We start from the raw sequence: 11,237 nt of genomic DNA, 5'->3' as shown, positions 1-11,237 counted from the left end.
CCTCATCTTTTTGTACTTAAACACCAAGGATACGGGCAGTTTCAAAAAGATGGGGATAAAAATGTCTTAAGGATAAGCCTGTTTATCTTAATTTAAGGATAAACTTGCTATTCCGTCATGGAAAAGTCCGTTCACAGAACATGGAAAAGCTAAAGCGCAGCTTTCCCACATTCTGCAAACAGACTTTCCCACAACACCATAAGATAGCAAGTTATGCACATTACGCACAGTGCCGACTACTACGGAACCCCTGTCATTTCTATCATTCATATTGACATATAGGTAACTTGTTGCTATAATCAAAAGCGCAACAAGTTGCTAATAAGGAGGGCTACATGAATTTAGATGATTTGACTAAAAGATTTTCAAGTTCTACGGAGAACCAAAGAAAGGCTATTTTCAGTACATTATTTATCGCCGGAAATAAGCTACAAACGCTTTTTGATAACCATATTCCAGAGGTATCATTAAAGCAATTTATGTTATTGTCAATAATCAGGCAATCAAAAGAACAGCTAACATTTACTCAATTAGGAAATTTGTTAGGCTGTTCAAGACAAAATATCAAAAAGTTGGCTGATGTTTTGATGAAAAAAGGGTTTATTACTATTCAACAAAGCCCGCATGATACAAGAGCTATGTGTATCTGCCCCACAGAAAAGGTAAATGACTTTTATACAAATGACTTTTCTGAATACCAAGAGGAATTGAAATATCTTTTTGAAGTTTATACAGACAAAGAAATTGAAACCCTTTTTACTCTTTTATCAAGACTATATGCCGGAATAGAAAATTTGGAAAAGAGGATTGCAGATGAAAAAAGGTAAAAAAGTGCTGCTGATAACATTTATTGTTGTTTTATTTTTGTTTATTGTAGGAAAAATCATAATTGGAAATATGGTTAGGAATGTTCAAAATATTTCTGTATCTATGCCCGATATATCGAGTGTTCAAGACGGGAATTATATAGGTGAATATTCGATTACCCCCGTCCATGTGAAAGTTGAGGTATCAGTCAGCAATCATCGGATAACCAATATTACTATTTTGCAACACGATAATGGGCTGGGGAGTACGGCAGAAAGTATAGTCAATGATGTAGTGCAAGAACAGTCATTAGATATAGACGCAGTATCGGGAGCTACGGTAAGTAGTAAATGTATCTTAAAAGCTGTTGAAAATGCAATAGAAAATTAAAGAGGGAGATTTATGCTGATGAAAACAATCGTAATTTACACTTCACAAACAGGATTTACAAAACGCTATGCTGAATGGATAGCGGAAGCAGCGGGGGCTGATTGCTTTGAATTATCAGCCGCAAAAAAGAAAGATTTGGCTTCATATGAAGCAATTATTTTTGGAGGTTGGGCTTGTGCGGGCAGTATCAGTAAAATTAGTTGGTTTAAGCAAAATATGGATAAGTGGGCAGATAAGAAGCTGATTGCATTTTGTGTTGGAGGAAGCCCGATAGACAACCCGGAAATAGATATAGCCCTTAAACGGAATTTCAACGAATCAGAACAGAAAAAAGTAAAGACCTTTTACTGTCCGGGAGGGTTCAATTATGAAAAAATGTCTACGCCATCTAAACTGATGATGAAAATGTTTGTAAAAACACTTAAATCAAAAAAAGATAAGACAGAAGCGGAAGAAATAATGGTAAAAATGATTTCTTCATCTTATGACATTTCAGACAAAAAGTATATTGAACCGATTTTGCAATATCTGAAAAAATAGCTTTTTTATTTGGCTGAATGATAAAAGATAGTCAAAGAGCAACAACCTAAAAAGCTGCCTCTTTGAAATATAAAAATGTAACTATCAATTATGCAACGCCCCATGTGGGAGAAAGGGGGAATCATCTATGCCTTATACAGAAGCATACAGAGAACACATCATGTATGCTTTTAATGGCTATTGCAAGACCGTCATACGCTTTGCGGCTATCAACGCATGGCGTGACAGGAGCAGGCGGCGGCAAAAAGAAATCTCCCTTGAATACCTCACAGAAGAAAAGTTTTATCCTTTAAGCACAACAGACGAATATTTTGAAGCACCCTATGAAGAATACCCCGTTACGATATGCGGTCAGACAGTTATCCTCACCAATGGGGAGCTTGCCGCCGCCCTGTTATCTCTGCCGGAGAAGAACCGGGAAATCATTTTCCTTTACTTTTTCGGGCATTACACACAGCGGGAAATCTGGGAAATGTACGGACGCTGCCGGAGTACGACCGGGTATCAAATCCGCAGGACTTTACGGCTTCTGCACAAAGAAATAGAGGTGCTTTCACATGGGAAATCCGAACCTTTTGCCCTATGAAACGATTGTCCGGGCGACCAACGGAGAGCCGGAAGCCGTGGACGAGGTTTTACGGCATTACAGCAAGCAAATCCGAATTGCCGCCATTGAAAACGGGCATATCGACAGGGATACCGAGGACAGCATAAAACAGCGGCTTGTCACTGCCCTGTTTAAGTTCCGTTTTGATGAACAGGAAGTATAAGAAATTGCTTCCGTTTTTAGGAAAACAGATATATAATAAAGCAACGATAAATCGGAATTTAAGGAGTTGTTGAAATGGAGATTAGATACATCACCAAAGATGATAATCCTCTTGAAATAAGCAAAATATATGAAAGTAGTTGGAAATACGCATATAAAAACATTATTCCGCAAAACTATCTTAATAGTATTCCAACGGGACAATGGGCTAATAGTATCAATAAAATCGGTATGAATAACCTTGTTCTGATAGAACATGGGAGTCTTATAGGTACTGCAAGTTTCTGTAAATCAAGATGGGAAAAATACAGCGAATATGGAGAAATCGTTTCCATATATTTTTTGCCTGATTACATTGGAAAAGGATACGGTAGGTTATTGCTTAACAAGTGCATTAAAGAATTAAAACAATGCGGATTTAGTAAAGTGCTTTTATGGGTTTTGGAGGATAATCATAGAGCAAGAAAATTTTATGAAAAAAACGGATTTATTTATTCAGAAGTATTTCGGGATGAGAATATCGGTGGGAAAGATATAAGAGAGGTATTGTATTTCCTTGTATAGATAAATTCCTATTTGTAGAATTGTAACCAACTAAAAACTGAATAACCGCCGCTACATACAGAACAGCACACCAAGACAGGAAATCAAGAAAAGGTTTCCTGTTTTTTTGCGCCCATTTTTGGCATTTTCAAAAAATGTCGGTATTATGCCATGAAAGGGTGATAGAAAGAAATTTCCGTCAATCTCCGTCAATTTTGCTTTGCGTGGTGTTGTAGGTAGTAGGGAGAGAAATACTGCCGCAGCTTTGGCAAAATTCCCGTTTGCGGCACTAAAGGTATTGAGGGAAGCCCACACAGCGGAAGCCGCCACTTTCTTAGAGCAAGCCTTTTTGCGGCTTGCGCCGCTTGAAAAAATCCACCCATGAAAGAAGCTTCACAGCCATGAGAAAATACAACACGCCCCACCGCCGCCGAGTAATCAAGACACGCTTGACCGAGGAAGAATACGCCGAGTTTTCCGAGCGTGTCACCGTCTGCAAAATGAGCCAGTCTGAATATATCCGGCAAGCCCTAATTAAGTCAAGAATACGCCCGGTCATTACCGTTTCCCCGGTCAATGATGAATTATTATCTGCCGTGGGGAAACTCACAGCCGAGTACGGGAAAATTGGTGGGAATCTGAATCAGATTGCCCGCTGTCTGAACGAGTACGGCGCACCTTATAACGCCCTCTCCCAAGAGGTGCGAGCTGCCGCAGCGGAGCTTGCCGCCTTGAAGTTTGAAGTCTTGCAGAAAGTAGGTGAAGTTGTTGGCAACATTCAAACATATCAGCTCTAAAAATGCCGACTATGGAGCTGCCGAGCAGTACCTAACCTCCCGGCATGACGAATTTACCATGAAGCCCACTCTTGATAAAAACGGGCAGATTGTTCCGAGGACAGGCTATCTCATTTCCTCTCTGAATTGCGGCGGGGAAGATTTCGCCATAGCGTGTATGCGCTCCAATCTCCACTATGGGAAAAACCAAAAGTGGGAGTACGTAAAGAGCCACCATTATATCATCAGCTTTGACCCCCGTGACGCTGCCGACAATGGGCTATCCGTAGACCGGGCGCAGCAGTTGGGCGAGCAGTTCTGTAAAGAGCATTTCCCCGGACACCAAGCGTTGGTATGCACCCACCCGGACGGGCATAACCACAGCGGGAACATCCATGTGCATATCGTAATCAATTCCCTACGGATTGCGGAAGTGCCGCTACTGCCCTACATGGAAAGACCAGCGGACACAAGGGAGGGCTGCAAGTACCGCTGTACGGACGCTGCTATGGAATATTTCAAAGCGGAAGTCATGGAGATGTGCCACCGGGAAAACCTCTATCAGATTGACTTGCTGAACGAGAGTGCCCGATATTGCTTTCCGCACCAGTTAAGACGTCAGCCCTCTGAACTTCAACATTTCGAGGCTCAATCGCATTGCAGCCCTACTTGCTCGCTGTCTACGCTTCGCACCAGCCATTACTGACTGCCACGCAAGACTCGCTACTGCTGGTTGGCTAGACCTTCGCAGACAGGATTTGCACCTGTCAGGTTATTTGCCCTTTGCTGGGCGCACAACTGGAATTTATAAACCTCGCTGGGCAACAATTACGGTATAGTTTTCCGTATCATATGTAACTCCTGTTTCTTTGAAACCATTTTTGTGCCAAAAATGTTCTGCTTGAGGATTCCCTTTTACCCAACCGAGACGGACATTTACCATCCCAATACGTGCTAGATAAGCACACAGACCATTGATGATCTTGCTCCCCATTCCAGTGTTCTGTACGGACACATCCGTCATAAAAAATCCAATAAAGGCTGTTAATTCATCCGGATAGGCCACCGGATTCCCCAGCGATTTGCAGATAGCCGCCCTACCCACGCATTCTCTCTGTCATATATTGTTTTTCACCTTTTTCAAAAAAGTCATGTCCGCATCTCTTCAGCCGCATTATAGCCGCTGTCCTGGCAGGATTTTAGCATATTTTACCACAACCGATTTCATTTTTCCAGGGCATGCGAGACAGCCCGGAGACTTTAGAGATAAGAGTGGACATTGACGCGCAGAGAAGGCTGGAAACAGAAAACATTTTGTGGTAAAATCAGGATTACAGGGAAGATGCCCTCGCTGTCCGTTATATGCCCCCGGATTGCGACCAGGTTCGATTCCCGGACAGGCAGACAGCGGATGAAGCTGATGAAATCCAGGCCGGAGAGGAATCAACATGATATCAATGATGCAAATGAAGCCCGACAAGGACATTGCCATAAGAAAGATTAAAATCGAAGCACATGGCCGGAAGATACCGACTCTGGTACTATCGCCAAAATCCAAAGCAGAAGACCCGCCCGGCATACTCTGGATTCATGGGGGCGGCTATGTCCTTGGCATGAAAGAAATGGTCCATAGGAGCCGGGCCGTAAACCTTGTGAAAAAATACGGAGCGGTAGTCATCTCGCCAGGATACAGGCTCGCATGGCAGGCGCCATACCCGGCTGCGATTGACGACTGCTACGCCGCCCTTTTATACATGAAGAGCCATGCGGAAAGCCTTGGCATCCGGGATGACCAGATCATGATAGGCGGAGAAAGCGCCGGCGGCGGGCTCTGTGCCGCACTGGCCATGATGGCGAGGGACAGGCATGAAGTGAGCGTGGCATACCAGATGCCGCTTTATCCCATGATAGACAACTTTGATACGGAATCCTCCAGGGATAACCACGGCAAGGTCTGGAACACAAGAAAGAACCATTTCGGATGGCGGATATATCTGAGAAATGATGCGAAGAAAGCTGTTTCCCCATATGCGGCACCTGCAAGGCAGACCGATTTCACAGGACTTCCCCCTGCATATACTTTTGTGGGAGATGGCGAGCCGTTCTATCAGGAGACCCTGGATTTTATAAAAAACATGAAAAAGGCGGGCGTGGAAGCCAGCGTGGACGTCTATCCATCCGATATGCACGCCTTTGACATGATGAAGCCCCAGCTGCCTGTCAGCCAGCAGGCAATCCGGAAGTTCGAAGAGAAATTCGAGTATGCGAAAAGCCATTATTTCGCGGCGCAGAAACTGACATGAAGAGCGTTCCTCATATGGATAAGCCGCTTTTTACCGGATTAATTCCAATGATGCATATGGGCAGCGCCTTTCCGCCGCCCAGGCTCCTTATCGTTTCCCATATGTTCCATGGCGAAGCGCCGGACTCCGCAGGATGCCATGTCCCCTCCGCTTGTCACTTTGTCCCATCCGGCTTGCTCTTTGGGATATACCTCATATCGCTGACATTATACACTGTGATGAATGCGTCAGGGTCCTCCCGGGTGATGTACTGCATCAGCTTCTGGTATTCGTTTTTATCCACAATCGTGATGATTTCATTCCGAACCGTACCGTCATATGCCCCTTGCGCCTGATAGATGGTCGCGCCGCTTTTCAGGGTATGGACAATCCAGTCGCGAATCTGCTCCTCCTTATCCCGGGATATGATGCAGACTCTTCTCTTCCTGTTCTGTCCAAAGATGAAATGATCCAGCACCATACCGTTCAGATATGTTCCGAGGACGCTCAATACCACCGTCTTCTTGTCATAGACCAGCGCTGAGCTCAGGGCTACCAGCATGCCGCTGAGGCTCATAGCCCGGCCGAGATCCATGTGCAGGTATCTGTTCATGATCTTTGCCACAATGTCCAGCCCTCCCGAGGAGGCGTTTCTATTGAACAGAATGCTCAGCCCGATGCTCACTACAAAGATATAGCAGGCCACATCCAGGGTCGCGTCCCCGGTAAGGGATCCGTTATCCGGCAGCAGAAGCTCGAACAGACCTAAAAATACCGGCAACAGAATGGAGGTATATACCGTTTTGAATCCAAATTCATGACCGCACAGCAGAAAGCCCACAATCAGCAGTACAACGTTCAATATCATGGTGATGGCTGACACCGACAAAGGCACAAGGTTCGACAGCACGATTGCCAACCCGGATATAGAGCTGACAGCCGCGTGGCTTGGAACCAGAAAAAAGAAGACAGCCGCGGCTATGATCAGCGTCGCCCCTGTCATGATAATGATTTCCCGAATCGTTCTTACCATTGTTTTATCCTCTCCTGTATCGAAATCATGGTTTCATTCTGTCATAGGGCTTTCCGACAAATGCGACAAGCTCTCAATGTCCCTCCGGGCCGGACGCTTCACCCGCTCCCCTCAGCCCTATCCCTCTGAGCACTTCCCCTGTATCCATCTCCCTCCGGTCATATTCCAGCTCCTCCAGAGGAAACGGCAAATGCTCCCTGGCGCTCAGGCTGATCAATTGAAAGTTCCTCCGCAGCCGCTCCGTGTTCCTGATGACGGATTCCCTTGTGGACGGCTTTTCTATCTCATCCGCATGGGCGAGGAGGTTTTCGAGAGTGCCGAACCGGCCAAGCAGCCATGCCGCTGTCTTGGGGCCGATTCCCTCCGCTCCTTTGATATGATCCGCCTTGTCGCCTGTCAGCGACTTAAAGTCCGCGTACTGCGCGGGCACGATGCCGAACTTCTCTTTCAGGGAATCCGGCGTCCAGATTACCGTGTCCTTTCCCCGATAGCGCAGGATGGAGACCTGGTCTGTCAGGAGCTGGAAGAAATCGCTGTCAAAAGAGGAAATTACCATGTCCATCTGTTTCCCATAGGTCAGGGCATAACCGGCAATCAGGTCATCCGCTTCGCAGTCAGCGGTTTCCGTATGTTTTATGCCCATATAGTCCAGGGCGGCGTACACATCGTCAATCTGCGAGAAAGGGTTCTCTTCTTCGGGAACCTGGCTGTAGTCGGCCCGATTGGACTTGTACTCCGGGTCAAGCGCGGCGCGGGCATTTTCGTGCTCTCCGTCGAACAGGACTGCCAGATGGGTGGGCCCCACTCTGTGGATGATTTTCCGCAATGCGCCCACGAACCCCAGCGTCCCCTGGATTGCTTTGCCCTGTTCGTTCACAATCCTCGACGGCATACCGAAGAACATCTGGAACAATAGATTGCTGCCGTCTACAAGTAAGAGCCGTCTGTCCATAAATCACCTCAATCGCTTTCCTTTTGGTATCCGAGAGCCCTGTCTTCTGAATCGCTGATGACACCCTGGTTTTTCCACAACGCAAAAGCCTTCTCCCGCGTAGGAACAGAAAAGGGCCGCCTGTTTTCTTCCTTCTTCTGCTATGAATTTCAGAAACAAAGATATTAACCATTGTATCATGTGGGTTTTATATGTACAAGGCTGTAGACGCTATAATGATATCTTCTTTTAGAATCCCCCACCCAAAAAAGAAATTGTAAAAGTTTTAGTGATTGTCAGTATAAATTACGCAGTCAGTCCCGCAAAAGTGAAAGGATGGGGGTTTAAAGCAGTCGGCAGATGATTATGCTTTCTATGCCGCCGGGCTGACGGAGCTGTATCATTCCACTCTGAACAGAAAATATCTGGAAAAGGCGGAGCGTTGCTGCCGAGAAGCGGTTAGGCGATTTGCCGACGATAAAGACGGAGGATATTTTCTTTCAGATGCCGGCGGTTCAGAGCTTTTCATGAACCCGAAAAAAACCTATGACGGCCCGGTCCCCAGCGGGAATTCGGTAATGGCGTATAATTTTGTAAGGCTGTACCAGCTGACAGGGAGGGAAGATTACAGAGCGCTTGCGGAAAAGCAGATTTCCTGTTTGTCCGACCGGGTGCAGGATTCTCTGATGGGACACGGCATGGGCCGGACAGATACTGCCCCATCCGCCCGGCTCATTGTCTGTGGGAATAAATATGCGCGGCATATCGCGATGAAAGGAATACAGGCTTTTGCTATGCTTTGGCATCGAATCTGTTCTGCGGGCTTTCCATATTTTCCATAATTTCCAGGTTCACCGGATTCACCGCGTCACCGCCGGCCATCGGAATCCCTCTCCTGGCATTCCCCCATGCCGCATTATAAATCATGCACATTTCCGTCTGTCTGGCAGCCTCCGCGTTTGTGGTGAACATGGTCCATCCTTTGTTGGAATAAGACGCCACCATCTCCCCATTCTTATCGTAGAATTCTATATACTCGCTGTCGCCAGAGGGCTGTTTCTGGTACCGCACTTCACCTTCCAGCAGGGTCGCCACGAAGTCTATGGGCTTTAACACATTCTCCCTGTTCCTTGAAACGGCTTTCAGGCCGGAAGTGATGATTCCTTTTCTGTCCGGGGAGACCTCCGAAGTGTAGCTTTTCATCAGTTTGTTAAAGCCTTCCGATTTATTCTGGAAAGTGCCGTTTTCGAAGTCTTTATAAGCCTGCTCTGCAATCTGCTTTCTGTATTCTTCCTTGCTGATGCCGCTCTTCTTTTTAGTGAACACATACTTATCGTTGAAATCAGGCAGATGGATGCCGCCTATGCTGCCTGTTCCGGAAAAGACTCTTTGTTGTAGTGAACCATTGGACGAATGAATCTGCATTATCCTGACCTCTCCTGTAAATTGTTGAATCTGTTGGTATTCCGTCTATCATCTGCCCTTCAAGAACCCGCTCTGGAGCAAGCTCAAACTTCGAGATATCCGCCTGAAACTTCACCCGGAAATCTGTCCAGCCCTTTGCGGTCCGGCCGTCTACTTCCCTCCGGCCCTGGGCAGACCAGCGCAAAAAGATATCATCCCTGAGCTGTTCATGCTTCCCATTGCTCTCCCGGGAGTTCAGCAGCTCACACAGCAAGTGTATATTCACGCCCGGGTATCAAAGCCGCCCTGTGCCGCCCGCGGCAGAATCCATCTTCCGGTATGTCCGCGCTGCCCTGTCAGCCTTTGCAGGCCCTTTCGCCTACTCCGCTGATGCTCATTTCCTGCTATCCTCCATTCCTTTTCCGCTTTCCTGTCTGCAGTTAACCATAGCGCCCGGCTGACTTTTGTGTCAATGTTTGCCGCCATGCCGAACGCCTTCCTCTTAGAAAACCACATAATCTGCAACAACTTAACAGCACTTTCTGAAAGATTCCCCACAGGCAGTTGTTTCTGCCTGTTATATCGGCTGAAATTTTCCGGAATCCGCCGTAATGGTACGAAACCTTATTGAAATGGTACGAAATCTTCTGTGGAATCCCAATGCTCTTCAGCGCCCATCCGCAAGCTCCCATGTAAATTTCTTCATCGGACAGGGTTCAGTCCTACCCATTTCATCTGGCCGACAGCTTTCATCAGCTAAGTCAAATCTATTGCGGCAGCCGGATGATACGCCGATAGCAAAAATAGTTTTTCGACAGGCCCAAATGGCGCTCGTCCGCGGGCTCCCGATAAAAGGCGGTATAACAGGGCAGGACATAGATTGCCCCGTCACCGCCGCAGAGGGAGCATCCGCCATCGCCGCCTTTTGTATACGATATATTGTCAATAATCTCATTTTTGTAGGAATCATACGCAATAAACAGGCCCAGCATATTGGGCTGCTCCAATATCGTATTTCCTTCGGATTTCCCGACAGTGCCCACATTGAAGATTTCCGTCATCACGCCGCTCAATGTATCGCCCCAGCGGAACAAGGTTCGTGCGCCGCCATTGCAAAGGTACTCCCATTCATCCTCCGTCGGCAATGTAAAAGGCCCTTGTTTCAGGGACAGGACGGCCTGTTCCAGGGATGGCGCGTCCTCGTCCAGATAACGGCTGTCCACCTCTACTATCATATCCCCGATATCGGCGGCGCGCAGCGGCGATAGACATTGCGACAGATGTTCGTTCCACTTTGCCAGAAAGCCCTCCCAGCTTGCGTAGCCTTTTTCTTCTATGTCCTCGTTCCACGACTCTAATTCTTCTGCCAGTTCCGAACGCAGCTCCTCCGCTTTCCCGGAATCGCCGTTTTCTTCTGCTTCGTCAATCCGCTCCTGATAGTCCCCCTTTAAATCCCCCAGCTCCTCCTCATAGTAATATCCATGGCCGGAAGAAAATTCTTCCTGAAGACCCTCTAATACGCCGTCGCCCAAGGGACATTTATCCGTATCCCATCCCAAAGTGGCATTTTTCCGGCCGGGCACAAAGATAAACCGGGAACCCTCATATTCCAAAAGCCAGGTCTCCCGCTCTGCTCCATTTGCGCCTGTTTTTACTGTCTTTACAAATTGGAAGTCCATTCCCAGCGATTCAATGCGGGAACGGATGCTGTTTAATGATTCTGACATGACAAATCTCCTTTCCAAAAACTTAAATATAACCG

Annotated in this window: 14 protein-coding genes and 1 pseudogene; 9 read left to right on the top strand and 6 right to left on the bottom strand. The window is 46.9% G+C overall.

Annotation, left to right across the window (positions count from 1 at the left end):
• The first annotated feature begins 335 nt into the window (after nucleotides 1–335).
• The 8 genes and pseudogenes from NFS35_RS17640 to NFS35_RS17605 form a co-directional block, all read left to right on the top strand.
• Nucleotides 336–827, top strand: a complete 492-nt coding sequence (locus NFS35_RS17640) for a MarR family winged helix-turn-helix transcriptional regulator (protein ID WP_251208429.1) — start codon at nucleotides 336–338, stop codon at nucleotides 825–827.
• The gene (locus NFS35_RS17635; RefSeq protein ID WP_251208428.1) at nucleotides 814–1,197 is read left to right on the top strand and encodes an FMN-binding protein; all 384 of its coding nucleotides are present in this window, start codon (nucleotides 814–816) and stop codon (nucleotides 1,195–1,197) included. The genes NFS35_RS17640 and NFS35_RS17635 overlap by 14 nt, the downstream gene beginning before the upstream one ends.
• 18 nt (nucleotides 1,198–1,215) lie before the next feature.
• Nucleotides 1,216–1,737 (top strand): flavodoxin domain-containing protein, encoded by a 522-nt coding sequence (locus NFS35_RS17630; protein WP_251208427.1) that lies wholly within the window; start codon nucleotides 1,216–1,218, stop codon nucleotides 1,735–1,737.
• Nucleotides 1,738–1,864: 127 nt separating this feature from the next.
• Entirely contained in the window at nucleotides 1,865–2,323 is a 459-nt protein-coding gene (locus tag NFS35_RS17625) for an RNA polymerase sigma factor (protein WP_251208426.1), read from the top strand.
• Nucleotides 2,295–2,507 carry a helix-turn-helix domain-containing protein gene (locus NFS35_RS17620; protein ID WP_251208425.1) on the top strand — a complete coding sequence of 71 codons (213 nt, stop codon included), beginning with the start codon at nucleotides 2,295–2,297 and terminating at the stop codon, nucleotides 2,505–2,507. The genes NFS35_RS17625 and NFS35_RS17620 overlap by 29 nt, the downstream gene beginning before the upstream one ends.
• Before the next feature lie 74 nt (nucleotides 2,508–2,581).
• Nucleotides 2,582–3,070, top strand: a complete 489-nt coding sequence (locus NFS35_RS17615; RefSeq protein WP_251208424.1) for a GNAT family N-acetyltransferase — start codon at nucleotides 2,582–2,584, stop codon at nucleotides 3,068–3,070.
• 380 nt (nucleotides 3,071–3,450) lie between these two features.
• Entirely contained in the window at nucleotides 3,451–3,846 is a 396-nt protein-coding gene (locus NFS35_RS17610) for a plasmid mobilization protein (protein ID WP_251208423.1), read from the top strand.
• A pseudogene (locus NFS35_RS17605) lies at nucleotides 3,818–4,411 on the top strand (relaxase/mobilization nuclease domain-containing protein); the annotation flags it as partial. The gene NFS35_RS17610 and the pseudogene NFS35_RS17605, both read left to right, overlap by 29 nt.
• Before the next feature lie 219 nt (nucleotides 4,412–4,630).
• Here the strand turns inward: NFS35_RS17605 and NFS35_RS17600 are convergent.
• Complete coding sequence (locus tag NFS35_RS17600; RefSeq protein WP_251208422.1) at nucleotides 4,631–4,891, bottom strand: GNAT family N-acetyltransferase; 261 nt, start codon at nucleotides 4,889–4,891, stop codon at nucleotides 4,631–4,633.
• Between the two features lie 382 nt (nucleotides 4,892–5,273).
• Between NFS35_RS17600 and NFS35_RS17595 the strand changes: the two genes are divergently transcribed.
• Complete coding sequence (locus NFS35_RS17595) at nucleotides 5,274–6,128, top strand: alpha/beta hydrolase (protein ID WP_251208421.1); 855 nt, start codon at nucleotides 5,274–5,276, stop codon at nucleotides 6,126–6,128.
• A gap of 154 nt (nucleotides 6,129–6,282) precedes the next feature.
• Here the strand turns inward: NFS35_RS17595 and NFS35_RS17590 are convergent, their stop codons facing one another.
• The 5 genes from NFS35_RS17590 to NFS35_RS17570 all read right to left on the bottom strand — a co-directional run bounded on the left by NFS35_RS17590 (nucleotide 6,283) and on the right by NFS35_RS17570 (nucleotide 11,202).
• A complete protein-coding gene (locus NFS35_RS17590; protein WP_251208420.1) occupies nucleotides 6,283–7,140 on the bottom strand; it encodes a YitT family protein in 858 nt (285 codons plus the stop codon).
• A gap of 73 nt (nucleotides 7,141–7,213) precedes the next feature.
• On the bottom strand, nucleotides 7,214–8,092 hold the full coding sequence (locus NFS35_RS17585; protein ID WP_251208419.1) for a 5'-3' exonuclease: 879 nt from the start codon (nucleotides 8,090–8,092) through the stop codon (nucleotides 7,214–7,216).
• Nucleotides 8,093–8,863: 771 nt separating this feature from the next.
• Nucleotides 8,864–9,496, bottom strand: a complete 633-nt coding sequence (locus NFS35_RS17580) for a hypothetical protein (protein ID WP_251208418.1) — start codon at nucleotides 9,494–9,496, stop codon at nucleotides 8,864–8,866.
• Between the two features lie 261 nt (nucleotides 9,497–9,757).
• Nucleotides 9,758–9,961: a hypothetical protein gene (locus NFS35_RS17575; RefSeq protein WP_251208417.1), complete on the bottom strand. Its 204-nt coding sequence runs from the start codon at nucleotides 9,959–9,961 to the stop codon at nucleotides 9,758–9,760.
• A 281-nt stretch (nucleotides 9,962–10,242) separates the two neighbouring features.
• Nucleotides 10,243–11,202, bottom strand: a complete 960-nt coding sequence (locus NFS35_RS17570) for a hypothetical protein (protein ID WP_251208416.1) — start codon at nucleotides 11,200–11,202, stop codon at nucleotides 10,243–10,245.
• Nucleotides 11,203–11,237: the final 35 nt, after the last annotated feature.

Source organism: Acetatifactor aquisgranensis (assembly GCF_943193215.1).
Taxonomy (GTDB): domain Bacteria; phylum Bacillota; class Clostridia; order Lachnospirales; family Lachnospiraceae; genus Acetatifactor; species Acetatifactor aquisgranensis.
Note: the sequence above shows the minus strand (reverse complement) of the source record. Positions and strands in the feature narration are given on the sequence as shown.